Source organism: Bacillus cereus group sp. MG1 (assembly GCF_040460035.1).
In the GTDB taxonomy this organism is placed as follows: domain Bacteria; phylum Bacillota; class Bacilli; order Bacillales; family Bacillaceae_G; genus Bacillus_A; species Bacillus_A cereus.
Genome location: NZ_JARVGY010000001.1, coordinates 235,062 through 261,281 on the forward strand (window position 1 = coordinate 235,062; position 26,220 = coordinate 261,281).

A 26,220-nucleotide genomic window follows, 5' to 3' on the forward strand; every position below is an offset into this window, starting at 1 on the left:
ACATAGAAAAGAGCCCTTGCTTTCAACACAAGGACTCTTTTCATAAACTATTTAGCTACCTCTTCTTTCGGCATTACCATACCTTTATAAAGTTGAACAGTTATCCAGTAATAAATGAAATAAATGACAAAGAAGATTCCTATTGGCACCCATACTTTTACAAACGGGTCAACTAATATAAAGCTGAATAAGTTAAGCCCTACTAATACGTGGGAAATGCCAATGATCGCTGGGAAGATAAATAAATATGAAATTTCTTTATATATACTTTTCGTTAACATACTGCGTCTCACACCAATTTTTCGTAACATTTCATAACGGCGTACGTCGCGAGAAGCACCTGTTAATATTTTGAACATAAGGGAACTTGCCATCATTGCTAAAAAGGCAATTCCGAGGAAAAATCCCATAAACATTGTTCCGCTCATGAAGCTGTTCATAAACTGATAAATTGTCATTTTCGTAAATAAGTCTACCTTTTCACCTGTTGCTTTTTCAATTTGTTCTTTTTGTCTCTTGTCTATTTCGATCAATAACGGTTTATATTTTTTCATATCATCTACTTTTGCTAATGTTACAGTATGTTCTGTTCCTTGAATCCCTTTATAATGCTCTTCGTCTGCAATCCTTACTGGTTTTCCGCTAAATTGATTATGCGTAATTTGTATCTCTCTTACAACTGCGTCTTCCCAATCCTTTGGCATTTGAGGGAATTTTGCTAATTCAGGAGCCTCTAAAGCTGAATATACAGGTTCAGTTAAAGGTTCAGTCACACGTTTACGAATAGGCTCTTTTAAAGTTTTTGTATCAAAATGGTCTGAAACAAGTGGTGGTTTCGCAGTTAAGTCGTTACGTAAATAATAAACCGCTTCTCCATCTACTTTATATTTGTACTTGCTTTCTTCAACAATTTCCATTTCTTTTAAGGCAGCTTTATCTTGATCATTCGGATCATGAATTACAACATCATATACACGAGAAAAGTCTGTCATAATACCTACATTTTTTTGGAACGCCATACCTGCCGTCATCGCACCTGCGCCTAATGCAATTAACATTGCTACAGTACCTAATACTCTCGATAAACTATTTACTCGAAAGCGTAGCTGTGCATATGTAAAACTATTTAGACCAGTTTCATTTCGTTTTTTATTCCCCTTAATTTTCATCACAAAAAATGGGAGTAATGAACTAAAGATAAAATATGTTCCAAGTGTTGTAACGATGGTTGCTATAATAAAACCTAATTCAGCATAAATTTTTACATTGATCATAAAATAGTACCCTGTACTTACTAGTAATACACCAAGTACTGTCATTATAATAATGCGAGTTTTACTTTTCTTCACTTCATCTAGTGTTTCATCTTCACGAATTAACTCTAGTTCAGTTTTTCGTAACAATCGGACACTGTTCATTATGCCAGTAATGAAAAATAATATTAAGAAGAAAATAGCTGTAACTAAAATTGCTGGTGTGTATACAGATGCGTAACTACCTTTTGCTGAAATTTCCATTCCATTCATTAAAAAGTTCCCTGCTACACTTGCGAGTAACATCCCTACTAAAATACCGATAATAATACTGACAATACCCATACCGAATGTTTCAATAAATAATAACTGTGCTACTTTTTTCTTTTTTGCACCAAGCATCATGTACATACCGAGTTCTTTTCTTCTTAATGTGAGCAAGAAAGAGTTGGCATATATAATATAAAATACAGTAATGAAGGATAATAGTATTGCACCTACCCAGAAGACGAGCCTTATACTACTAATTAGACTATTATCTTTTGTAAATTCACTATTCATCGCCATCGTTTGGAACATGTAGAAAATACTAATACTAATAACGAGGCCAATAAGTAAAACCATATAATCTTTTAACATCTTTTTCATACTATGACGTGATAATTTAAATAACATAGTTTCACCCCCTACTTAGACTCAGCAGCTGAGCCCATATGAGCGAGCACACCTAAAATGTCTTGATAGAAATTCTCTCGAGTACCTTGACGGTTTAATTCTTTATAAAGAAGACCATCTTGAATAAATAAAATACGCTCACAATAACTTGCACTAAATGCATCGTGTGTAACCATCAAAATACTTACATTGTGATTTTCATGTAAATCTTGCATCGCTTCTAATAAACTTTTTGCGTTTTTACTATCAAGCGCACCTGTCGGTTCATCTGCTAATACAATTGCTGGATTATGTACTAAAGCTCTTGCCGCCGCTGTTCTTTGCTTTTGTCCTCCAGAAACAGCCGTCGGATATTTTGTTAAAATTTCGGTGATGCCTAATTTCTTCGCAACGTCATTTACCTTTCCAGTAATCTCACTTGACGGTACGCCTTGCAAAGAAAGTGGTAAAGCTATATTTTCATAAATTGATAAGTTTTCTAGAAGATTAAAATCTTGAAAAATGAAACCTAATTTTTGAGAGCGAAAATCAGATAATGCATTGCCCTTCATAGAAGTAATATTTGTACCAGCTATCGTCACACTACCACCTGTCGCTTGGTCAAGTGTACTTATCACATTAAGTAAAGTCGTTTTTCCAGACCCAGAAGGTCCCATGATCCCGACAAATTCTCCTTCTTTAATACTTAACGATACACCCCTTAATGCTTTTGACTGATTCTCATTTCTTTTCCCATACGTTTTTTCTACACTTTCTACAGTAACTACATTTGTTGACATCTCTTTCACTCCATCCCTTTTGTATAAAATTAATTTCTCACATATTTCTTATTATTTTGTCATGTGAATTCTTAAGAATTTTTTAATTATTCATTCAAGAAGAGTTACACCTGTAACATGAACCTTTTTCCTACTTCATATTCTCATTTTTCTACAACTCGTTCCCTCGATTTCGCTTACATTTACCTTACATTTTTGTAAGATAAAAAAGAAAACACACTAATTGCTAATAGTGTGTTTTCTTTACAATCAATATTTTCTATTCTTTATTTCCTCTTCAATAGTTGCCACAAATACATCTAGCGCAATAACTTCTGACTTCTCTTCCCCATATTTACGTACATTTACAGCTCCGTTTTCCATTTCCTTATCACCAATAACAAGAACATACGGTACTTTTTGCATTTGTGCTTCTCTTATTTTATATCCTAATTTTTCATCTCGTGCATCTTGTTCAACACGAACTCCAGCTTGTGCTAATTTATGTGCAATCTCATTGGCATATTGTTCATGTACTGCATTTGAAACTGGAATTACTTTCACTTGAACTGGTGCCACCCATGCTGGGAACGCACCTCCAAAGTGCTCAATTAATATTGCTAAGAAGCGATCTAATGACCCTAAAACTGCCCTGTGAATAACAACTGGTCTTTTCTTTTCATTATTTTCATCTATATAATTTAAATCAAATTTCTCTGGCATTTGGAAATCAAGCTGGATTGTTCCGCACTGGTGGCTTCTATTTAAAGCATCTTTAATATGAAAATCAATTTTCGGCCCGTAAAATGCACCGTCACCTTCATTTAGTCTATATTTATAATTTAGCGATTGTAATACATTTTCTAATGCCGCTTCTGCTTGCTCCCATAATTTATCATCACCCATTGAATCTTCTGGACGAGTAGAAAGCTCTACTTCATATTCGAATCCAAAAGTTTTATATACGTAATCAATTTGCGCCATTACTGATTTAATTTCATCTTCAATTTGTTTTGGAGTTACAAATAAATGTGCATCATCTTGGCAGAAAGTACGTACTCTTAATAATCCGTTTAACGCACCGCTAAATTCATGACGATGTACTTGACCAAATTCACACATACGAATCGGTAATTCACGATAAGAATGCAATTTATTTTTAAACATAAGCATGTGCCCTGGGCAGTTCATCGGTTTTAATGCAAAACTTTTATTATCTACTTCAGAGAAATACATATTATCTTTATAATGTCCCCAGTGCCCTGATCTCTCCCATACTTCTTGGTTCATCATGAACGGAGTGCGTACTTCTTGATACTTATACTCTTTTTGAATTTCTCTTAAAAATGCTTCCAATTCGTTACGAATCATTTGTCCTTTCGGTAAATAAAACGGCATTCCCGGAGCCTCTTCAGAAAACATAAATAACTCAAGCTCACTGCCTAACTTACGATGATTTCTTTTTGCTGCTTCTTCAACGAAATGTAAATACTCTTCTAATTCTTTTTGAGAAGAGAATGCAACACCATATATGCGCTGAAGCACTTGGTTATTACTATCACCTCGCCAATATGCACCGGAAACGTGAGTTAATTGAAATGCTTTCAAATAACCTGTAGATGGTAAATGTGGTCCTCTACATAAATCTACAAATTCACCTTGTTTATATAGTGTTACACTTTCCCCACTAGGAATTGCTTCTAAAAGTTCTAATTTCAAGCGGTCGTTCATTTCTTGAAACAGTTTAGCTGCTTCTTCTCGAGAAACCTCAACTCGTTCTATCTTTATATTTTCATTTATGATCTTTTTCATTTCTTTTTCGATTTTTCGTAAATCTTCTATGTTTACACTACTTGGAAGATCCATATCATAATAAAATCCATTTTCAATAACAGGTCCTACTCCAAGATTTATATCACCATACAATCTTTTTACAGCTTGCGCTAAAATATGTGCCGCGGAGTGTCTTGCAATTTCTACCCCTTCATTTGAATCTATAGTAATGATTTCCACTTCCGCATTTTCTTCAATATTTCGGCGTAAATCATATAATCCATCATTTACTTTCCCCGCAACTGCTTTCTTTTTCAAACTACTGCTAATGGATCCAGCAATTTCTTCTAAAGTAACTCCATTTACAAATTCTTTAACGCTACCATCTGGAAATTTAATTTCAATCATTTGTTCTTTCATTTTTCATCTCTCCATTTCATAATAAAAAGCACACTCATCCCTAAAATAGGGACGAGCGTGCTTTTACCCGTGGTTCCACCCAGATTCCCATTGTAAACAAACAATGGCTTCTTTTACGGTAACGTCGTTTATACGGCACTAGATACTTAATTTCCCCAGTGCAGCTCTAAGGTGGTAAGTTATTTTTCTGCGTTAGGAAGTTCTCAGCTTTCCTTCCTTCTCTGTATAACCGGGTAAAATAACTCGTGTCCTTTTCTTCGCTTATTATGAAATTGAATGCAAAAAAGCATATTCATCCCTAAATATAGGGACGAATATGCTTATATCCGTGGTTCCACCCAGATTCCCATCACAAAAAAACATAATGGCTTCTTTTGCGATAACGTCGCATACACGGCACTAGATACTTAATTTCCCTAGTGCAGCTCTAAGGTGGTAAGTTATTTTTCTGCGTTAGGAAGTTCTCAGCTTTCCTTCCTTCTCTGTATAACCGGGTAAAATAACTCGTGTCCTTTTCTTTGCTTTTTATAAAACATCCATTTATTGTTATTTAATATATCTTATTCATTTTATTTTTGCAAGTGTTTAAAAAAATTATTTATTTAATTTAAAAAAGTGAAACCAAATTTTTTTGGTTTCACTTCACAATTTTACCAATCTTGTGGTTCGTAATTTAAGTCTGCAAATAGACGTCTTTTCTCTTTCTTCGTTAAATCTCTCCACTGCCCAACTGGTAAATTATTCAATTCAATATTCATAATTCTCGTACGTTTTAACGTGTATACTTGATAACCTAAAGCTTCACACATACGGCGAATTTGACGATTTAGCCCTTGTGTTAAAATAATTTGGAACTCATATTTTGATAACTGTGTAATCTCACAAGGAAGCGTTTTTGTTCCTAAAATTTTAACACCCGCTGCCATTTTCTCTAAGAAATCAGGTGTAATTGGCTTATCTACTGAAACGATATATTCTTTCTCATGTTTGTTTTCAGCACGTAAAATCTCATTAACAATATCGCCATCATTCGTTAACAAAATTAAACCGTCAGAGTCTTTATCAAGACGTCCAATGTGACTAATTCGTAAAGGATGATTCACTAAATCAATAATATTACCTTTTACTGATTTTTCACTCGTACATGTAATACCTACTGGTTTATTTAAAGCGATATATACGTGATCTCGAGCAATTCGAAGCTGCTCTCCATTTACTCGTACATCATCACCTGGGTTCACTTGGTCACCAATTTTTGCAACCTTACCGTTAATAATTACTCTTCTCTCATTAATTAGTTTATCCGCTCCACGTCGAGACGCTTTTCCAGCTTCACTAATAAATTTATTGATACGCAAATTAGGCACATCCTTTTCTAAAAAAATTTCAAGCTCACACTGCTTCTACCGTACAATACAAAAGGGTAAGCCTCCTATTATAACTTAAATATATTAACATGAAAGGGTATATAACGTCTTCTATTAATTACTTGTTTATAAGAAAATATCTTTATTATACATTCATTTATGCACTTTTTCAGCGTTTAATATACAAGCCATTCTTCCTTACATACAGCTTGTTTTCCTTTTATCTCTTCTATCTCTTCATGAATATTAGCTAATTTATATAAACCTGGGAAAATCTCTTCCACATAATGTTGATGCGTCTTTTCATCTTTCCAATACGTTAACACTATGTAACGATTTTTATTTTTTAAAGACTTCCCAACTACTCCACCTAACATTCCTTTTGCTTTTTCCATTCCTTTATTCCAAATTGTTTCTTGCTTATGTAAAAAATGATTTTCCTTTTCCATCTTTACATCACATATAGCAACTCTTACGAATGATCCTTCTGTAACAACGTCTTTCAAATGCGTATCAGTTATATCATACAACGTTTGAAATAATTCAATTTCACATGAAAGAAACGTATCCTCTTGATTACTATTTAAATAAATTGTATCGTGAGCACCATTCATAAATGATTGATATGCACTTCTATCTTCCCATAAAGTAAATACACATGCCTCATCTTCATACCATCCACCAAATTGTCCATGAAACCCATCTAGGTGCCGTATATCACGCCATTTTCCTTGCGCATTTGAAAACAATTCCTTTTTCTCTTCTTCCACCTTACAGTAGATTGTTTTTAGTAGCATTTTTAATTCCCCCTTTAGCATATAATTTATCTTCTTCTCACAATAATTAGTTCACATAATATTTTTATAATCACCCTAATACTCTTTATAGACATATAGAACTAATCATATTTATCACTACATCTATCAAAACATCTATCGAATTTAATTTCAAATGATTCAGAATAAAAAAAGATGTAACTCTTAATGAATTACATCTTTAGCTAATCTCCCTTATTCATCTTTTTCTCAAATAAATAATACGTAATGTCTCCTGGATAATGTACTACTGTTACCTTCCGCTCCCCTTTTTTAAAACTAACAGTATGCCCGTTTTCCCCTAAGTTCTCCCATCCACTCGCCTTTGTAATCGGCATTACACTTATATATTGATAGTCCTCTTCCTTATCATCGTTAATATGAATTGCTGACATTGGTACTGGAAAACCTTTAATTTTAGATTCTTTATTCATAAATATGAATGCAATTACACCAACTAATAACATAGCCATTGAAATACTTGAAACTAGTTTTCTTCTATTCATTTTCACTAAAAACCCTCTTTTCTCACATATAACTTTCATCATTTTACTAACTTTAATTATTTATGTATAGAGAAGAAATAATTTTAATTATTTCTAACCTATTTTCTCTACTTAAAACAACATTATTATTATATATTATAATTATAAGTTTTTAAATTTTGGAGGCGTTACATATTGCAGAAATTACTTTTTACTAAATGGACAGTTGTTATTTCTATTTTCATCATTTTTGGTACAATTTTCTACGTTACTAATGTTAAAAATAACCACGAAAAAGCAACTGTAGAAACAGCGGAGACAAAAACTTTCAAAACTAAATTACAACCTAAAATTAATGAATTGACTACTCATTATAATGACATCATCGAAAAAGATTGGTTACCTGCCTGGGAAGAGATTAACACGAATGGAGATTCAGTAGATCGAAATAAACTATTAGTTACAATGAGTGCTGTTTCCAAGCAGTACGAAACAATTATGAACGAAATAGACACGCTTAAAATTGAAGAAAACATAACAGATATAGATATACAAAAACAACTACTTCAGTTCACAACTCAGTTTAAATCCGCATCAAATTTCATGAAAAATGCAGCAAATTTAATTATAGACGGAGCAAATAACTCTACTCCAACCGATGAAACTATTGAAAAAACAAAACAAGCTTTAGGACTTGCGGATCAACATATTGTCATCGCTTTATCTACTTTAAATGAAGTTGAAGATAAATTAGGACTTACAAAAAAATAAAACTATTTACTATTTTAAAATAAAAAATGATTGCAATTCACAATTTGTATGTCTATAATATTTTTATTGATTTACAATCAATGTGTTTATAAATTTTATAATTCGGATGAACCATTCAGGAGAAGGTCTATTGATCTACCGACGGGGCAAAAAGTTGTTATACCAGCTTTGAAACTCTCAGGTCTTGGTTACAAGTAGAACTGCATGGGGACGAATCTCTGGAGAGACTCCCTCTCGCTTTCATAGAGCGCGGAGGAAAACGAGCACCGAAGGAGCAAATCCGCTACTATAGCGGATAATCTCTCAGGTAAAAGGACAGAGACAAGCGAAAGAAAATGCCGATTTGTATCGGTTTATTTTTCTATCCCTTGTTTCTCCAGAGACCATTTCATTTACTTGAAGTGGTTTTTATTTTTTCTAAATAAAGGAGAATAAAGATGGAGACAGTAAGTAAAGTATTAGAACAAATGAATCAATACGTGTGGGGATTACCAACTTTGTTGCTACTCGTTGGAACAGGTATCATTCTCACAGTGCGTTTAAAAGGTTTACAGTTTAGTAAACTATTATACGCTCACAAACTAGCATTTAAAAAATCAGAAGATACCTCTTCTTCTGGAGATATTAGTCACTTCCAAGCACTTATGACAGCTATGGCCGCAACGATTGGTATGGGAAATATAGCCGGTGTTGCAACAGCGGTTACAATTGGTGGTCCTGGTGCAATATTTTGGATGTGGATTACCGCTTTATTCGGTATGGCAACAAAGTATGCCGAGGCAATACTTGCAGTAAAATACCGTGTTAGTAATGAAAATGGTGAATATTCAGGTGGACCAATGTATTATTTAGAGCGTGGTTTAGGTAAGAAATGGCTGGCAGTATTATTCGCTATATTCGGCTCAACTGCTTCTTTCGGTATTGGTAATATGGTGCAATCTAACTCAGTTGCAGAGGCAATGCGAATTAATTTCTCTTTCCCTCCTGCTTTAACTGGTATAGTAATGTCATTTTTAATCGCAATTGTTATTTTAGGCGGTGTAAAAAAAATTGGGAAAGTGACGGGATATGTCGTTCCTATTAAAGCTTTCTTTTATATAATTGCTGGTCTTATAATTATTTTCTATCACTACGACCAAATTCCAGAAGCATTTTCACTTATTTTTTTTGGTGCATTTAATGGTACAGCAGCTGCTGGTGGTTTTATTGGGGCAACAGTTGCATCAGCTATTCAAATCGGAATGGCGCGTGGTGTATTTGCGAACGAAGCTGGTTTAGGGAGTGCCCCTATTGCCGCGGCGGCGGCAAAAACTGATTCGCCTGCAAAGCAAGCTTTAGTTTCAATGACTGGTACTTTTCTAGATACGTTTATTGTATGTACAATTACAGGACTAGTATTAATTACTACAGGTGCTTGGAGATCTGGTAAAACTGGCGTTGAAGCTACAACACTTGCATTCCAATCTGTATTTGGTACTGCTGGTAGTATGATTCTCGGTATCGCAATTATTTTATTTGCCTACTCTACTATTTTAGGCTGGTCGTATTATGGAGAAAAATGTGTAGCTTATTTATTCGGAGAAAGTGCAGTTAAATATTATAAAGCAATCTTTATTGTTATGATTGCAATTGGTGCTAATTTAAAGCTAGGAATCGTATGGACATTTGCTGATATTGCAAATGGACTTATGGCAATTCCAAACTTGATTGGTCTAATTGGATTAAGTAGTATTGTTGTTGCTGAAACGAATCGCTTTTTACAAGCAGAGAAATTGAAAGAAAATAATAAAAAACAGGCAAGTTAATCTATGAAAAAAGGAATGACTCATACATGATGAGCGTTCCTTTTTTCATCCCCTCTTTTACTTAATTACTATCATTAAAAATATATTTATATCAATATTTACTCCTTTTTATTCCTTCAAAAGTTTTTCACATAAATGTCATAAATCGTATGGTTTAACTATATAGTTGAAAAGGAATGCGACATTAAGGTGTCACTGAAAAACTCATCCAAGAAAAGGGAGGAAAAATCTTTTGAAAAACAAAATCATCGTTTTCCTATCTGTTTTGTCATTTATTATTGGTGGTTTCTTCTTTAACACGAATACTTCAAGCGCTGAAACATCATCTACTGATTACGTTCCTAACCAATTAATCGTTAAGTTCAAACAAAATGCATCTTTAAGTAATGTGCAATCTTTTCATAAATCTGTCGGAGCTAATGTCTTATCTAAAGATGATAAGTTAGGTTTTGAAGTCGTACAATTTTCAAAAGGTACTGTAAAAGAAAAAATAAAGAGCTATAAAAATAATCCAGATGTGGAATATGCAGAACCGAATTATTACGTTCACGCCTTTTGGACTCCAAACGACCCATATTTTAATAATCAATACGGGTTACAAAAGATTCAAGCTCCACAAGCTTGGGATAGCCAACGAAGTGATCCTGGTGTAAAAGTAGCTATTATTGATACAGGAGTTCAAGGCTCACACCCTGATCTGGCTTCGAAAGTAATTTACGGGCATGATTATGTTGATAACGACAATACATCTGATGATGGTAATGGTCATGGTACACATTGCGCTGGAATTACTGGAGCACTTACGAATAACAGCGTCGGAATTGCTGGTGTTGCCCCACAAACTTCAATTTATGCTGTCCGCGTATTAGATAATCAAGGAAGTGGTACTCTTGATGCTGTAGCGCAAGGTATTCGAGAAGCTGCTGATTCGGGTGCAAAAGTAATTAGTTTAAGTTTAGGAGCTCCAAATGGTGGTACTGCATTACAACAAGCCGTTCAATATGCATGGAATAAAGGCTCTGTTATAGTTGCAGCTGCTGGAAATGCTGGAAATACAAAAGCTAATTACCCTGCTTATTACAGCGAAGTAATTGCAGTTGCTTCTACAGATCAATCAGATAGAAAATCTTCATTCTCTACTTATGGTAGCTGGGTAGATGTTGCAGCACCAGGTTCAAATATATATTCAACATATAAAGGAAGCACGTATCAATCATTAAGTGGTACATCTATGGCAACACCTCATGTTGCAGGAGTCGCAGCTCTTTTAGCAAATCAAGGATATAGCAATACACAAATCCGCCAAATTATTGAGTCTACTACTGATAAAATTAGTGGTACAGGTACGTACTGGAAAAACGGTAGAGTCAATGCATATAAGGCTGTACAATACGCTAAGCAATTACAAGAAAATAAAGCTTCTTAAGAAAACTTTAATCAGTCGATCTACCATGAATGCAGAATAAAATAGAAGGAGAGACTTCTATAATTAAAGCCTCTCCTTCTTACAAACTATATTACTCTCCCTGCTTTTTAACCATATGTAAATACAGTACAAAATCCATCATTGTCGATGAATGACCAAGTTGACGAATCATCGCTGTTATATTTCCTCTATGATATGTACCATGATTTACGACATGTTGCACTAATTCTAAAATCGAAGTTTCTAATTTCCCTACGTATGGATTCTCAATAACAAATACAGCATTCACATCTTGTATTGTAATTAAAAACTCTTTATATTGATTTGCCATGTTTTCAAACATTTTTTCTAATTCATGTAACGATTTAGTTTCAATTTGTTTTCGTAAATCTTCTCGGTCTTGTATTGCTTCATTCATACTTTTACCATGCAATATATGTAACCACACTTGATCTGTAATATAAATATGCACAAAAGTATCCTTAATGGATGGGAATACACTCTGTATCTGCTCATTAAAAATTGTCTCATAGTTTGGTAACTCTTTTAATCGATTGAATAATCTAGTATTAGCCCAAGCATGATAATCACACTGTTTTAATATATACTCTTTCAATTTATATTACCTCCTTATTGTATGAAACGAATGGTTTGTTTCTTCATTTCTGATTCTCTATCAGCCTTTGCAATCCCTTTTTCTTTCATTTCATGCTTATTTATCGTTTTATATTTTACATACGTATAAAATTCCGTTTGAAATGGAAATGGTGTAATCCGAATTGTTTCCTCGTCCACCCATTGAGCTTGAATAAGTTTCTCCTCTTTACTATTAAACATTTCTGTTCCTTCAAAACCATCTTTAAATAAGTCAATTTCATCTTTCTTTTTGACACCAGGCTTATTCATACATACGTATAAAGAAAGTTCATCACAAAACTTTAATAATCTATAATGCTTATCGAACATCGCAAACTGTTCCTTTGTTAACGTTTTCAAAATTCTTTTTTGTCGTTCTAATTCATGTTTATAAAATGACATCATCTCTTCATCTTCCTCGTTTAGTGGAAATGATAAAAAATGTTTACTACAAAGCAATGCCCCGTATGGATTAGAATTTTCAATTTCATTCAATCCAATCGTATAAAAAGCAAAACGTAATGGGCTTGGACAATCCATAAATGTATATGGAATATTTTTAGCATCATTCAAAATTGGTACTTTATCAAGCTCTATCCATCCTCTGTCATGCTCATATATTGCATCAACTGTTTCTTTTAAATATGTTTTATCTTCAAAAAAGTCTTCTTTTATATGCTTTGCAATCTCTCCAGCTAAAAAACCATGATCATGTTGACGAATTAAAATACTTTCCTTCTCATTTTTTTCACGAAAAATCATTCGTATACTCCCCCTCATCCTCATATTAAAGCTTTTTATATGCATCGATTCTTAATTAATCCCTAAATAATAGAAGGGATTCAGTCTCTTGCAACGAAATTAACATAATTATATAGTATTCTTTCTAATCATAGTGATAGCTTTATCTTTACTATCTATTATACTAAAACATTCATTCCAAAAATTTTTTTATGAGGTGAAAACATGAACAAAACAGAATTAATTAAAAACGTAGCTCAATCAGCTGATATTTCTCAAAAGGACGCTTCTGCAGCTGTACAATCCGTATTTGACACAATTGCTAATGCATTACAATCTGGAGATAAAGTTCAACTAATCGGGTTTGGAACTTTTGAAGTACGCGAAAGATCTGCTCGTACAGGACGTAATCCGCAAACTGGCGAAGAAATTCAAATCGCCGCTGGTAAAGTTCCTGCATTTAAAGCAGGTAAAGAATTAAAAGAAGCTGTTAAATAAAAACAAGAAACCAGCCATTTTATAGGCTGGTTTCTTGTTTTTATTTAAGTAATTGCTTTATATTCTCTGCATGATACACTTCACAAATATAAAATACACATTTGCAGTTACTTACAATTTGATACTTTCTAGTTGGATACACATTCGCTGTAACAGAACATCCATCAAACAATTCAATAATATTTCCAGATGGCTGATATCCTTCATATAATACGTTTCTTCTTACTTCCATCTTTTCTATAAGCTTTTCAACAGGAATATTTCCACTCTCTAATTCACTCTTTATTGCGTCCGGTAAAAACGAAGTGTCTGCAAAAATTAGATTTTCAGATAACACCTTTCCTTTATAACTAACATTAGATACACGGTAAAGAAATGTTCCATCTTTATCAAAAAAATTCTTTGCTTCTTTCGGAATGTACTGTCTACCAAGTGCCTCTTGTTCAAGAACATCAAACTGAACTGTATCATTTAAAAGCTTTTCTAAAGCATGAATGGATGATGTATCTCCAGAAAATAAAATATTTTTAATTGCTTGTACATTATAAGTGAATTCATTCTTTCTATTTTCCGCTACTAACATGAGGAACACCTCTTCTGTAATTTTTTTATTTAAGATTTAAAAGTGCTGCCGCGTCTAATTGCGTAATTTCAGTCACTTCCTTACTGAATATTGCAACAGAAGCCCTATAATCTAAACTAGGCCTTACATCTTCCATCATTGTATTACTTGCTAACTCTTGTCTATCCTTAAAAACCAACAAGTTTGGAGGATCATTTGGAGCTGATACTGTAATATGTACTGGTGGAATCATTAGTCCTTCACCTGTCGCTTTCAGCACCGCTTCTTTTCGAGTCCAATATGTTAAAAAACCTTCTATTTTCTGTTCATTTGGCAGTTTCATAACTTGCGCTATTTCAATGTCTGTTAATACACCTTCTGCCATTTTCATAACATCTATACTTGGATTCATTTGTTCTACATCTATGCCAACAGGTGCAGATTTTGTAAATGCAACGACAACCCACTCACCTGAATGCGAAACGGATAATTGCGGCATACCTTCTGGTAATTGTGGTCTTCCATGCTGCAATTTACATACTGAGCACATTCGATCAATTGGTACTTGGACTGGTGACATAGAAAGTATCTTGCCGAGAACTAATCTACTTATTACGCAACCTATTATAAAACGAGCTCGATCTGCCGAATGATGATACGAATTTGCTTTCTCTCGCTCTATATCATTTAGTAAATTGTAATGCCATGATTGTAAATCCGAAATTCTTGCCCACCATATTTGACAATCATTCTCATTCAAAGTTGGAATAGAATCTACAACTTTACTTTCTATCATGTAAACTCTCCTTTATTCAACGAATATCAATTTTCATAAAAAAGCATACGTATATTGTTATTCATTGACAAGTACTTTCTCTTTTTCTGATACAGATAATGTTTTTTCTTTCTTCTTTGACATTACCTCTTTATCGGAAATACGTAAAGAAAATAGTAGTGCTATGAGCAAAAATATTGCTGACCCAATTAATGCTGCTTGATATGGTAAAAAATCGGATTGAACGTTATTACCTCCAAAAACAGCTAGTATACTAGCTAAAAACGCTACTCCTATTGCTGAACCTAGTCGATTTTGCACATTGAATATAGTAGTCGCTCTCCCCATAGAAGGCGGCGTGATATTGTTAAAGGCAGAAAATTGAACCGCACCGACAGATTGACCTAAGAAAATACCGATACCAAACAATAATGCCCGGATTTGCCACGGATTCGTATCGTGATTTACAAAACTCAATAAAACAAATATAACCGCCGTACATATTAATCCAATAGAAATTACCTTTCGAGCTCCTAATTTCTTATATGACCATGGTACAATTTGTGAAGAAATCATTAATCCAATCGCCTCTGGAAATGTCGTAAGTCCTGATTCCAGTGCAGAAACTCCTATCACATTTTGATACATAAGAGGAAAAACAAATAACATTCCTAATAAACCAGCTGATGAAAATAATGATATAATGCTCATCTTTCTAAAGACTGGTTCTTTTAATAAGCGTAAATCTAACATCGGTTGCTTTACTTTCAGTTCTACAATTATAAACAATGTAATGAATACAACCCCAGCTATCCCAGTACTCATAATTTCTGGAGAAATCCACCCTTTTGATGGTCCCTGACTGAGTGCATATATGAGCATCGCAAATCCTGGTGCTGATAAAATAAAGCCGAGCGAATCAAAGCGACCAGCTGATTTTTCAACATGTTCTGCTAAAAATAGAAGTCCAAATAGCAATGCAACGATTCCAAACGGTAGATTAATATAAAATGCCCAACGCCAAGACATTTGATCTACAAAGAAACCACCGATGATAGGACCAATTGCTGGTGCTACAGCAATTGGAAGTATAATGAACCGGGAAATCTTCGGTCTTTCCTCGGGTGAAAATGTTCGAAATAACATCGCCATTCCAACCGGTGTTAAAAGCCCTCCGCCAGCACCTTGAATAATACGGAAAATATTCAATGAAGTAATATCGTTAGCCATTCCGCATAAAGCAGATGCAATTGTAAATACGAAAAGAGCAATTAAAAATACTCTTTTCGTACCAAAACGATCTCCTAACCAACCAGAAATCGGAAGGAAAACAGCTAAACTAACTAAATACCCAACATTCACCGTCCCCATTGCAGATGGAGGTACTTGTAGTTCTCTACTTATCGTTTGCAGTGCTACATTTACAATCGTTGCGTCCATCGCAGCCATAAACATCGCAGTTATATAAACGATACTTACAACTACTTTTGGATTTAGTTTTTCTTTCATTATCGTTTTCCTACTAATGTTTTTTCGCGAACTTGATTACCTTGTGGATTCAAATCTTTCCAGTTATATTCAACATATTCTAAGCAACTCTGCCTACTAGCTTCTTCATATACGACATTCCAGCCAATAGGTACATCGAGAAAAGCAGGCCAGAGAGAATACTGGCCCTCCTCATTTATTAATACTTTATATGTGTAATTATCATTTTCAAATGGATTCGTCATACTCTACTTACCCCTTTCTTATTCTGCAAATATTTCGCTAATACTTGTCCAATTTCCGTAAGTGGACCTGGCTGACATAGATCTTTATGTCTACAATCAACATCGTGCTGCACAATTTGCCCATCTAAATAATTTAACCACGTATTTGGAGAAATAGGATCAAACCAGTCTGGTATAACAGTAGATCTAAAGAATAAGATATCTCCGTTATAAACTTTCGGTACATATTTCCCTAACAACCCTACTGAATTTACATATGTTTCTTTCAAGTTCAATATAGTCTCTTCTTCAAGACTTGCTAATGCACTTCCATCTTTACGAAGGATTTCAACTGCACTTTCCATTGTAAGTGGTTTACCATCCATGTTATCTGGGTCATATCCGCCTAAAGCAAGTAATGCGATTAACGCTTCCTCTTCAGTAGGCGCTTCCGTATTCGGTAAGAAGTGTCCAGGATAAGAATCAAGCATAACGAGTAATTCTACTTCTTCCCCTTCATTTTGTAATTGCGCTGCCATTGCATGCACAACATTTCCTCCAAGCGACCAACCTAATAAACGATATGGTCCATGAGGCTGTACTTCACGAACGTGTTTCAAGTAATCCGCCGCCATCTCCTCTAAACTTTTTGGAAGTTCTTCATTTTTAGCGATACCACGTGCTTGTACACCATAGATTGGATAATCTGTTCCTAAAGATTTCATAAGTCCTGCATAGCACCAACTTAATCCACCTGCTGGATGTACACAAAATAGTGGTAATTGATCCCCGCTTGCTCGTAATGGAAGCAACACATCAAGTGCACTTTGACCATTCCCCATCTCAAGTCTTTCAGCTAACCCTGCAACAGTCGGTGCTGCAAATAAAGTGCCAATATTTAGTTCCACTCCAAGCGCCTCTTTCATGCGGCTCATAAGCTGCACTGCAAGGAGTGAATGGCCACCAAGATCAAAGAATCCGTCATCAATTCCAATTTGAGGTACACTTAGCACTTCTGTAAACAAGTCACATAACATTTCTTCTTGCGGTGTTCTTGGACCACGACTAGAAGATGATGCGATAAATTCTGGAGCTGGCAATACCTTTCTATCTAATTTACCGTTTGGAGTTAAAGGTAACTCATTTACTACTACAAAAGCGTATGGAACCATATAATCTGGTAAACTACCACTAGCAAACTGACGCATTTCATTCGTATCAATCGCTTCATTATTTGATGCAACGATATAAGAAACTAACCGTTTATCCCCTGGTTGATCTTCCCGTACAATAACGGCTACTTGCTCAACTTTAGGGTGCTTCATTATGACTGCTTCTATTTCTCCTAATTCAATTCGGAACCCACGAATTTTGATTTGATGATCTGCACGTCCTATATAATCTAGCGTCCCATCTTTACGCCAGCGAGCTAAGTCTCCTGTACGATACATTCTTGTACCTGGCTTGCCAAATGGATCTGCGATAAAGCGTTCAGCCGTTAATCCTGCTCTTCCTAAATATCCACGCGCAAGCCCTGCACCTGCAACATACATTTCTCCAACTACTCCAGGTGGCACTGGTTGTAAATAGTTGTCTAACACATACACTTTAAGGTCAGGTATACTGCACCCAATTAAACTATTTGCTCGTAAAGAGACGATAGTTTCATCTAATTCAATATAACTAACATGTACTGTCGTCTCCGTAATACCGTACATATTAATAAGCTTTGGTGCGTTATGAGGATGTCGACTATACCAATCTTCTAAGCGACTTAGCTCAAGTGCTTCTCCTCCAAAAACAACATATCGTAAAGATAATTTTTGGCCAATCTCTTCATTTTCACGATCTGCTTGCATCAATTGATAGAACGCTGATGGAGTTTGGTTTAAAACCGTAACCTTTTCTTTAACAAGAAGCTGTAAAAATTCTTTCGGTGAGCGACTTACAGTATGTGGCACTACAACTAAACGCCCTCCGTATAATAAAGGTCCCCAAATTTCCCAAACAGAGAAATCAAAAGCGTATGAATGGAACATCGTCCAAACATCGTTTCCGTCAAACTGGAACCAATGATCAGTTGCTCCTAAAAGTCTTACTACATTTTGATGAGGTATCATAACGCCTTTCGGTCTACCCGTTGAGCCTGACGTATAAATAACGTAAGCAATATGTGATGGAGATAATGGCTTAATGCGTTCTACTTCATCAATATTTTCTTCACTATATTTCTCAACTTCTGCTATTACTTTTACATCATCAACTAAAACTTTTAGTGCCTCATCACATTCAAATTCCACTTCTGAATTCGTTAAAACACATGTTGGTTTCGCATCGTGTAGCATAAATGAAATGCGGTCTGCTGGGTAATCTGGATCTAACGGAAGGTATCCAGCACCAGCTTTAAGAACAGCTAATAAGCTTACAACCATGTTTAATGATCTTGGCATCGCTAAAGCAACGAGTTGATCAGGACCAATCCCTTTTGCTATTAGGAATCGAGCTATTTTATTTGCTTTTCTATTTAACTCTTTATAAGTTAATTTCTTATCTTCAAAGACAACAGCAATAGAATTTGGATTTATATGAACCTGCTTTTCAAACAATTGTGGCAATGTCATTTCTGGTGCAATTTGAAAACCACCATTCCACTTTTCTAACACTGTATTTTTCTCTGCTACAGTTAATATTTCTAATCTGCCAATTGATTGATCCGGATTTGTAGCTGCATCATCTAATAACAAAATGAATCGTTCTATTAGTTTTTGAACCGTTTCACGTTTATATAAATCGGTACTAAACTCTAGTAATCCATGTAAACCGTTCGGAGTACCATCAACCCCGTTACTCTCACTAATTTCAAATGTTAAATCAAATTTTGCAGAACCGACGCTTTGAATTTCAAGGCTCGCTTCTAAACCTGGTACATGAAACGTTGCTTCTGGTGTATTTTGAAAAGCTAACATAACTTGAAACAACGGGTGGCTGTTTCGAGTACGTACTGGATTTAACACTTCAACAAGCCTTTCAAATGGAACATCTTGATTTTCATAAGCTGCAAGATTTACCTGCTTCACTCTATTTAATAATTCTTTAAAACTTGGATCTCCTGACGTATTTGTACGTAACACTAATGTATTTACAAATAAACCAACAATATCTGAAAGTACATCATCATTTCTTCCAGCAATCGGACTTCCAATTGGTATATCAGTGCCTGCACCTAATCTTGTAAATAGTGCACTAAGCCCTGCTTGCAATACCATAAACAAACTAACTCCATTTTTACGTGCAAGCTCTACTAACCTACTATGCATACCTTCATCTATATGAAAATGAATTGTTTCCCCGCGGTAACTCGTCTCAATTGGACGCTGGAAATCTGTAGGTAACTCCATTTGGTCTGGTAAACCTTTAAGTTCTTCTTTCCAAAAATCTAATTGTGTTGAAATAAGACTCTCTGGTGTCGTTTCATCACCTAGCAATTGCTGTTGCCAAAGTGCATAATCTGCGTATTGAACTGGTAGTGTCTCCAGCTGAACTCTGTCACCTTGACATCGCGCTTTATACGACGCTGCAAAGTCTCTCGTTAACGGCTGTAATGACCAGCCATCACCTACAATATGATGTAATAAAATTAATAATACATGTTCGTTTTCACTCACTGTAAAAAGTTGTAAACGAACTGCCGGCTCAAAATCGAGGTTAAAGCTATATCTTACCGCCTCTGAAAGTACACTTTCTAATTCATCTTTACATGTATTAGTTATAACCATTTCTAGATTTAAGTTTTCCATATCTAAAATTCTCTGATAGGAACTACCTAATACGTTAGGGAAAATTGTTCTAAGTGTTTCATGTTTCTCAACTACATCATAAAAAGCACCTTGTAATGCTTCCCGATTCAATATTCCATTCATACGAATGACTAGCGGAATATTATAAGTAGGACTTGGACCTTCTAAACAATTTAAGAACCATAACCTGCGCTGTGCAAATGAAAGTGGAACTTCATTTGGCCTACTTGCTTTCTGAATAGCTGGTCTTGCACTTTTTGCATCGTTTAATTGTTTCGCCAGTTCGGCAACAGTTGGTGATTCAAATAGTTTCCCGATTCCTAATTCCACACTTAACGTTTCACGAATCCTTGCCATTAAACGAGATGCGAGAAGTGAATGTCCACCCATTTCAAAGAAATTATCATCAATGCTAATTCGAGAAACACCAAGTACTTCTGCAAATAAATCACATAATATTTCTTCTTTCGGATTTCTAGCAACTCTCTCATTGTGCATTCCATTAAAATCAGGAGCAGGTAATTTCTTTCTGTCAACCTTACCATTTGGCGTTAATGGTAATTCTTCTAGCACAACAAATGCCGATGGTATCATATAATTCGCTAAACTTTCTGAAACATAAGAACGAATTTCTGAAAGATTAATCGGTTCCTTTTCTTCTGCAACGATATACGCAATGATGCGTTTATCATTTGGACGATCTTCTCGTACCATTACTACCGCTTGTTGAATATTTTCATGTCGTTGTAATACCGTTTCAATTTCAGCTAATTCAATTCGGAATCCACGAATTTTAATTTGATGATCTGCGCGACTAATGTACTCTAACGCACCATCACTACGCCATTTCACAAGATCTCCTGTACGGTACATGCGCTTCCCTGATTCTCCATAAGGATTTGCAATAAACCGTTCAGCTGTTAACTCAGGTTTTCCTAAATATCCGCTTGCAAGTCCCTCCCCTGCAATATATAATTCCCCAATAACTCCAGGTGGAACTGGTTGTAACCCTGCATCCAATACATACACTTCTGTATTGCAAATTGGCTTTCCAATAGGAGGTATACCCTTTTCACCTTCATCAATGTTCATAAAAGTAGACCAAATCGTCGTTTCAGTTGGTCCATATAAATTAGTTATTGAGCAACCTAATTCTTTTAATTTATTTGCTAAATGCGCTGGAAGAGCTTCACCACCAACTAGTATATTTAGCCCTTGTAGCTTCTCTGGATAATCAGTTACTAACGCCTGCCAAAGCGTCGGTGTAGCCTGCATAATGGTCACTCTTTCTTCTTGTAAAAGTGTCGTTAATGCTGATGGCTCTTGTATGTCTTCTTTTTGCGCAATTGTTAAACTTGCACCACTAATAAGAGGTAAATAAATTTCTAGAGCAGAAATATCAAACGCAAACGTTGTAACTGCTAATAAATGATCATTTTCATTTAATGAAAACTTTTGTTGCATAGCCATTAAAAAGTTACTTAAACCTCTCATAGGAACAATTACACCTTTTGGGTTTCCTGTTGAGCCTGAAGTATATATTGTATAGGCTGGGTTTAAAAGTGATACATCATTCTTACATGCTATATTCATACGAGAATATGTATGTAACGCTAGTTTCGTTTCTTCTTCATCTAATACAATTTTTTTCATATCATTTTCTATAACTAACTTAGATGAAACAGATGAATATGTTATGATACAAACTGGTTTTGCATCATTTACTATATAATTAATTCTTTCTGCTGGGTATTCTGGATCTATTGGTAAATACGCTGCACCAGCCTTTAAGACTGCTAGCATACTAACTACCATTTCTATTGATCTAGGGAATACTAAAGCTACAAATTGGTTTGGTCGTATTCCTTCTTCTACTAAATAATGTGCTAGTTCATTCGCTCGTTCATTTAGCTCTTTATACGTAAGGTTTACACCGTCACAAGTAATGGCTAGTTTATTGGGATTTTTTTGCACTTGTTTTTCAAATGATATAGGCAGACTGATTAACTCATCGTCTTCCTTCGTTTCATTCCATTCCAATAAAACTTTATGATTTTCTTCAGGCAGAGTAATGTTTATTTTTCCAATCGACTCGTTTTTCTCATAATTATTTACTACTAATTCAAATAGACTCATAAATCTTTCTTTATGCAATGCTAGCTCCGCGCCATTATATACTTCAGGATTTGCATCAAAATGAATCATTAGCTCATTTTGATCAAAACGTTTATATACATTTATTGATAAATCATCGACAGGTCCTGCTGATAAATTATGCGTAATACCACGATTCCCAGCAAAATTTAGCCCGTAATCAAAAGGTATAACATTCACTAACGGTCCAAACAACCTTTGATTTTCACCTAGTAACTTTAAGTCTCTTCTTAATTCCTCATGACGGTATTTATAATGGCGACGTACATCTCGGATTTCTTTAGAAACTTGCTGCAATAATTCCGCAAGAGTTATATTTGGAGTTACTGTAATACGAAGTGGCACTAAATTCATTACCATACTTGGTGTATGAATAGATACCGAACCTAGACGTCCCATCATCGGTAAACCTAAAACAATATCATTTGCACCTGTTAACTTATGCATATAAATACTTGTTACAGCGACAATGAATTCCGGCCAACTTGTTAACGAAATATTGATATCTTCTAATAAAGTTTTCGTGCTAGAACTAGATAAATAAGCTGTTTCTCGTGAAAATCCATTTGATGTTCTCGGTGCTCGCTCTGCCAAGCTTACAACTTCTGGTTCATCCGCAAATTTTTCTAACCAAAAAGTACGATCTTCCTGAAATTTTTTAGACTCACGATACTCAATATCTTCTTGCACGACTTTTGTAAGAGAACCAAACGGCTTTTCATTCTTGTTTGTTTCTTCTATAAGTGATGTATACTCATTCGCCACTTTTTGGCTAAGAAGTGAAAATCCATAGCCATCCATCACAATGTGATGGATGCGCTGATACCAAAAGAAACGATTATTTTCAACTTGAATAAGTGCTTCAGTAAATAATGTATCTTTTTTCAAATCGACTGGCATAGATAAATCATTTTTCATCCATACTTTAGCAGCTTCTTCAGGATTTTCTTCTTTACGAACGTCAATAAAATGCATATGAAACTGTGATTCTTCAATAACTTGCCATGCGCCAATTTCATCCTCCTCGAAGCGAACATGAAGTGCTTCTGCTTCCATTACAACTTTACGTACAGCTAATTCGAAAATTTCTTGATGAATATTTCCGTTTATTTCTACATATTCCCCAGTATTGTAAATTGGATTAAGCGGATCTAATTGTTGCGCAAACCACATACCAGACTGCGCAGATGATAACGAATGACGAATCTTTTGACTGTTAGGCATTCTTTACTACCCCTTTATTATGTAGTCTATTTGTTACAGCACCTGTGCTGTTTGTGAAGATAGTAAACTGTACCAACCTGCAACAGTTGGACGTTCTGCTAAATGTGCAAAAGTGATTTCTTTCCCTTCACGACGCCACTTCTCTACTAAACTCATAATTCTGACCGAATCAAGCCCTCTATTTAATAAGTCCTCATCAATATCAATACTCTCTACTGGCTCACGAAGTAGTTGTGCAACTAGTTCATGCACTTCCTGTATAGTGATTCCTTCACTCTCATCATCTTTTACACTTTGTAAATCGTTTAACAGTAGGTTTGTTGATGTCGTTACTGCACATCTATTAGATGCATACTCCAATGCTTGTTTATGATGCTCTAGTGAAAAATCAGCAACTGCATCTGCTACAAAGAACGGCTCTATACCATCCATAAATGCTTCACAAGCTGTTAAAAGACAGCCAATATGCGCATAAATACCGCAAATAATGAGTTGATCTTTTCCTTGTTCATTTAAAATTTCTAATAGATTTGTCTTTTTAAATGCACTATATCTCCATTTTGTGAGGAATATATCATCCTCATCAGGAGTAAGTTCATCAACAATTTTCTTTTTATCTGGTCCAGCAGGTATACCGTCACCCCAAAAGTCTTGTAATAAACCTCGTTGTTCTAACGTTTGCCCACCAGGTTGTGCTGTATAAACAACTGGTATACCAAGTTCCTTACATTTTTCTCTTATCATTTTTATATTTGAAATAAGTTCTACTTTTGGTGATTCTTTATCGCTATATGCATCAAGAAAATATTCTTGCATGTCATGAATTAAAAGTACTGCACGTTTCGGATCTGGCGTCCAATTCACTTTATTTTTTGGTAGTTCTGATTCAATTGGCATTTTATATACTGAAATAGATGGGATAGCCATCTAATCACTTCCTTCCGGTTTTTATTATTGTTTTACTGTAATAAGCTTTTCAGCAATGACTTTACGTAGTTCTTTTTTGCTGACTTTTCCGACTCCTGTTTGCGGGAATGCTTCAATAAATTCAATTCGATCTGGAATTTTATAAGCCGCTATACCACGTTCTCTTAAAAACATTTTTAATTCACTTACTGCTGGAACTTGTCCGCGAGCTATAACAAAAGCACAGGTGCGTTCACCTAAATAATCGTCAGGCATAGATACAATTGCTACGTCATGGACCGCATCGTGTGCTAATAGATGATTTTCAACTTCTTCCGCAGCAACTTTCTCACCACCGCGGTTAATTTGATCTTTATCTCTTCCTTCTACAATGATGTATCCTTGTTCATTTACTTTTACAAGATCACCTGTGCGATAAAATCCATCCTTTGTAAATGATCGTGCATTATGCTCTTCGGCTTTATAGTAACCACGAATTGTATATGGACCTCTTGTTAATAAACTACCTACTTCGCCAGGTTGTACATCGTTGTCATTTTCATCAACAACTCGTACTTCATCGAGTGCAGACATTGGTCTACCTTGTGTATAAATAATAAATTCTTCCGGATCATCTAATCTTGTATAGTTCACTAATCCTTCCGCCATACCGAACACTTGCTGTAACGTACATCCAAATGTAGGACGTATACGTTTTGCAACCTCAGCGCTAAACTTAGCACCACCTACTTGAATAATCTCTAGGCTTGATAAATCGGCATTACGAGAAGATGCAGCATCAAGCCAAATCATTGCTAATGGCGGAACGAGCGCTGTAATTGTAACTTTTTCTTTTTCGATAAGAGCAAAGGCCTCATCTGGACTACCACCAGTTGCCAATACCACTTTTCCACCCGCATAGAAAGTTCCAAATGTCCCTGGAGAACTCATTGGGTAATTGTGTGCTACTGGAAGAACTGCCATATAGACGCTTTCTGCATTCAAATTACAAATTTCAGCGCTAACACGTAAACTATAAATATAGTCATCATGTGTTCTAGGAATTAATTTAGAAAGACCTGTTGTGCCTCCTGATAATTGGAGAAATGCAACATCACTTGGCTGAACTTCTGGTAATGAGACGGGATCCATATACAGATCATTTATGTTCACAAACTCTTCTTCTTCTCCCACTACAATTACATGTTGTAAAGTTGGCACTTTCTCTTTCACTTCTCTTGCTAATTTTCGATAATCAAAACCGAGAGCCTTATCTGAAATAACGTAAGCGCTCGCCTCGCCAAACTCACAAAAATAACTAATTTCACTGCTTCGATGTGAAGGTAGTGCAAAGACAGGAAGCGCTCCAATTCGAAATAGTGCAAAACATATTTCGAAAAACTCGATAATGTTAGGTAACTGGATTACAACTCTGTCCTCTTTCTTTATTCCTAAATTCAGTAAACCTGCTGCTAAACGATCTACCTTTTTATTAAGTTCACTATATGTTATATGCTTCTTACCACTTACAACCGCGATTCGATCTCCATATTTCTCAGCCCGCTCTCTTAACACTCCTCCAAATGTTTCACCAAGCCAACATCCTGCTTCTCGGTAACGATCGGCAAATTCTTTTGGCCATTCTGTATAACCTACTAGCATTCTTT

19 protein-coding genes, 1 riboswitch and 2 other annotated features are annotated in these 26,220 nt (G+C 35.2%); of the genes, 4 read left to right on the top strand and 15 right to left on the bottom strand.

What is annotated here, in order from left to right; genetic code table 11:
- Window positions 1–47: 47 nt before the first annotated feature.
- The 6 genes from QCI79_RS01135 to QCI79_RS01160 form a co-directional block, all read right to left on the bottom strand.
- Window positions 48–1,928, bottom strand: a complete 1,881-nt coding sequence (locus QCI79_RS01135) for an FtsX-like permease family protein (protein ID WP_000897847.1) — start codon at window positions 1,926–1,928, stop codon at window positions 48–50.
- An 11-nt stretch (window positions 1,929–1,939) separates the two neighbouring features.
- Window positions 1,940–2,707, bottom strand: coding sequence for an ABC transporter ATP-binding protein (locus QCI79_RS01140; protein ID WP_000106426.1), 768 nt, complete (start codon window positions 2,705–2,707; stop codon window positions 1,940–1,942).
- A 249-nt stretch (window positions 2,708–2,956) separates the two neighbouring features.
- Window positions 2,957–4,879 carry a threonine--tRNA ligase gene (gene thrS, locus QCI79_RS01145; protein ID WP_000663093.1) on the bottom strand — a complete coding sequence of 641 codons (1,923 nt, stop codon included), beginning with the start codon at window positions 4,877–4,879 and terminating at the stop codon, window positions 2,957–2,959.
- A 44-nt stretch (window positions 4,880–4,923) separates the two neighbouring features.
- Window positions 4,924–5,146: a binding site (T-box leader), on the bottom strand.
- Window positions 5,147–5,182: 36 nt separating this feature from the next.
- Window positions 5,183–5,407 (bottom strand) — a binding site (T-box leader).
- A 122-nt stretch (window positions 5,408–5,529) separates the two neighbouring features.
- The gene (rluF, locus tag QCI79_RS01150) at window positions 5,530–6,237 is read right to left on the bottom strand and encodes a 23S rRNA pseudouridine(2604) synthase RluF (RefSeq protein WP_001222170.1); all 708 of its coding nucleotides are present in this window, start codon (window positions 6,235–6,237) and stop codon (window positions 5,530–5,532) included.
- 185 nt (window positions 6,238–6,422) lie between these two features.
- Entirely contained in the window at window positions 6,423–7,043 is a 621-nt protein-coding gene (locus QCI79_RS01155; RefSeq protein WP_000925166.1) for a YdbC family protein, read from the bottom strand.
- Window positions 7,044–7,246: 203 nt separating this feature from the next.
- Complete coding sequence (locus QCI79_RS01160; protein ID WP_002061304.1) at window positions 7,247–7,609, bottom strand: hypothetical protein; 363 nt, start codon at window positions 7,607–7,609, stop codon at window positions 7,247–7,249.
- A 132-nt stretch (window positions 7,610–7,741) separates the two neighbouring features.
- Between QCI79_RS01160 and QCI79_RS01165 the strand changes: the two genes are divergently transcribed.
- From QCI79_RS01165 to QCI79_RS01175, 3 genes are all read left to right on the top strand, one after another.
- Complete coding sequence (locus tag QCI79_RS01165; RefSeq protein ID WP_001170884.1) at window positions 7,742–8,317, top strand: hypothetical protein; 576 nt, start codon at window positions 7,742–7,744, stop codon at window positions 8,315–8,317.
- A 208-nt stretch (window positions 8,318–8,525) separates the two neighbouring features.
- Window positions 8,526–8,646: riboswitch (glycine riboswitch) on the top strand.
- 108 nt (window positions 8,647–8,754) lie between these two features.
- Window positions 8,755–10,122 carry an alanine/glycine:cation symporter family protein gene (locus QCI79_RS01170; RefSeq protein ID WP_000451047.1) on the top strand — a complete coding sequence of 456 codons (1,368 nt, stop codon included), beginning with the start codon at window positions 8,755–8,757 and terminating at the stop codon, window positions 10,120–10,122.
- 232 nt (window positions 10,123–10,354) lie between these two features.
- A complete protein-coding gene (locus tag QCI79_RS01175) occupies window positions 10,355–11,548 on the top strand; it encodes a S8 family peptidase (protein WP_000790937.1) in 1,194 nt (397 codons plus the stop codon).
- A 91-nt stretch (window positions 11,549–11,639) separates the two neighbouring features.
- Here the strand turns inward: QCI79_RS01175 and QCI79_RS01180 are convergent, their stop codons facing one another.
- Together QCI79_RS01180 and QCI79_RS01185 are read right to left on the bottom strand one after the other, a co-directional pair.
- Complete coding sequence (locus QCI79_RS01180; protein ID WP_000666155.1) at window positions 11,640–12,164, bottom strand: DinB family protein; 525 nt, start codon at window positions 12,162–12,164, stop codon at window positions 11,640–11,642.
- Window positions 12,165–12,178: 14 nt separating this feature from the next.
- On the bottom strand, window positions 12,179–12,946 hold the full coding sequence (locus tag QCI79_RS01185; RefSeq protein ID WP_000577279.1) for a DUF3891 family protein: 768 nt from the start codon (window positions 12,944–12,946) through the stop codon (window positions 12,179–12,181).
- Window positions 12,947–13,150: 204 nt separating this feature from the next.
- On the opposite strand from QCI79_RS01185, the gene QCI79_RS01190 reads away from it, so the two are divergent.
- Window positions 13,151–13,423: an HU family DNA-binding protein gene (locus QCI79_RS01190; RefSeq protein WP_001043905.1), complete on the top strand. Its 273-nt coding sequence runs from the start codon at window positions 13,151–13,153 to the stop codon at window positions 13,421–13,423.
- A 40-nt stretch (window positions 13,424–13,463) separates the two neighbouring features.
- Here QCI79_RS01190 and QCI79_RS01195 read toward each other — a convergent pair whose 3' ends face one another.
- Genes QCI79_RS01195 through QCI79_RS01225 form a run of 7 tightly spaced genes read right to left on the bottom strand, consistent with a single transcriptional unit; the run spans window position 13,464 to window position 26,215 of the window.
- Window positions 13,464–14,006 (bottom strand): hypothetical protein, encoded by a 543-nt coding sequence (locus tag QCI79_RS01195; RefSeq protein WP_000959126.1) that lies wholly within the window; start codon window positions 14,004–14,006, stop codon window positions 13,464–13,466.
- A gap of 25 nt (window positions 14,007–14,031) precedes the next feature.
- Window positions 14,032–14,781: a 4'-phosphopantetheinyl transferase Sfp gene (sfp, locus tag QCI79_RS01200; protein WP_000572999.1), complete on the bottom strand. Its 750-nt coding sequence runs from the start codon at window positions 14,779–14,781 to the stop codon at window positions 14,032–14,034.
- Between the two features lie 57 nt (window positions 14,782–14,838).
- Window positions 14,839–16,269: an MDR family MFS transporter gene (locus tag QCI79_RS01205; RefSeq protein ID WP_000660199.1), complete on the bottom strand. Its 1,431-nt coding sequence runs from the start codon at window positions 16,267–16,269 to the stop codon at window positions 14,839–14,841.
- Window positions 16,269–16,493, bottom strand: a complete 225-nt coding sequence (locus QCI79_RS01210) for an MbtH family protein (protein WP_000184059.1) — start codon at window positions 16,491–16,493, stop codon at window positions 16,269–16,271. The genes QCI79_RS01205 and QCI79_RS01210 overlap by 1 nt, the downstream gene beginning before the upstream one ends.
- Window positions 16,490–23,647: an amino acid adenylation domain-containing protein gene (locus QCI79_RS01215; RefSeq protein ID WP_001133923.1), complete on the bottom strand. Its 7,158-nt coding sequence runs from the start codon at window positions 23,645–23,647 to the stop codon at window positions 16,490–16,492. The genes QCI79_RS01210 and QCI79_RS01215 overlap by 4 nt, the downstream gene beginning before the upstream one ends.
- Before the next feature lie 33 nt (window positions 23,648–23,680).
- On the bottom strand, window positions 23,681–24,574 hold the full coding sequence (locus tag QCI79_RS01220; RefSeq protein ID WP_001007253.1) for an isochorismatase family protein: 894 nt from the start codon (window positions 24,572–24,574) through the stop codon (window positions 23,681–23,683).
- Window positions 24,575–24,598: 24 nt separating this feature from the next.
- The gene (locus QCI79_RS01225; protein ID WP_000960118.1) at window positions 24,599–26,215 is read right to left on the bottom strand and encodes a (2,3-dihydroxybenzoyl)adenylate synthase; all 1,617 of its coding nucleotides are present in this window, start codon (window positions 26,213–26,215) and stop codon (window positions 24,599–24,601) included.
- Between the last annotated feature and the right edge of the window lie 5 nt (window positions 26,216–26,220).

Bases quoted from the DNA above. Each gene is read 5' to 3' on its own strand.
- QCI79_RS01155 (WP_000925166.1), bottom strand. From the start codon at position 7,043: ATGCTACTAAAAACAATCTACTGTAAGGTGGAAGAAGAGAAAAAGGAA.
- sfp (WP_000572999.1), bottom strand. From the start codon at position 14,781: ATGATAGAAAGTAAAGTTGTAGATTCTATTCCAACTTTGAATGAGAAT.
- QCI79_RS01195 (WP_000959126.1), bottom strand. From the start codon at position 14,006: ATGTTAGTAGCGGAAAATAGAAAGAATGAATTCACTTATAATGTACAA.
- QCI79_RS01135 (WP_000897847.1), bottom strand. From the start codon at position 1,928: ATGTTATTTAAATTATCACGTCATAGTATGAAAAAGATGTTAAAAGAT.
- QCI79_RS01185 (WP_000577279.1), bottom strand. From the start codon at position 12,946: ATGATTTTTCGTGAAAAAAATGAGAAGGAAAGTATTTTAATTCGTCAA.
- QCI79_RS01190 (WP_001043905.1), top strand. From the start codon at position 13,151: ATGAACAAAACAGAATTAATTAAAAACGTAGCTCAATCAGCTGATATT.
- thrS (WP_000663093.1), bottom strand. From the start codon at position 4,879: ATGAAAGAACAAATGATTGAAATTAAATTTCCAGATGGTAGCGTTAAA.
- QCI79_RS01225 (WP_000960118.1), bottom strand. From the start codon at position 26,215: ATGCTAGTAGGTTATACAGAATGGCCAAAAGAATTTGCCGATCGTTAC.
- QCI79_RS01140 (WP_000106426.1), bottom strand. From the start codon at position 2,707: ATGTCAACAAATGTAGTTACTGTAGAAAGTGTAGAAAAAACGTATGGG.
- QCI79_RS01160 (WP_002061304.1), bottom strand. From the start codon at position 7,609: ATGATGAAAGTTATATGTGAGAAAAGAGGGTTTTTAGTGAAAATGAAT.
- QCI79_RS01215 (WP_001133923.1), bottom strand. From the start codon at position 23,647: ATGCCTAACAGTCAAAAGATTCGTCATTCGTTATCATCTGCGCAGTCT.
- QCI79_RS01210 (WP_000184059.1), bottom strand. From the start codon at position 16,493: ATGACGAATCCATTTGAAAATGATAATTACACATATAAAGTATTAATA.
- QCI79_RS01170 (WP_000451047.1), top strand. From the start codon at position 8,755: ATGGAGACAGTAAGTAAAGTATTAGAACAAATGAATCAATACGTGTGG.
- QCI79_RS01220 (WP_001007253.1), bottom strand. From the start codon at position 24,574: ATGGCTATCCCATCTATTTCAGTATATAAAATGCCAATTGAATCAGAA.
- QCI79_RS01205 (WP_000660199.1), bottom strand. From the start codon at position 16,269: ATGAAAGAAAAACTAAATCCAAAAGTAGTTGTAAGTATCGTTTATATA.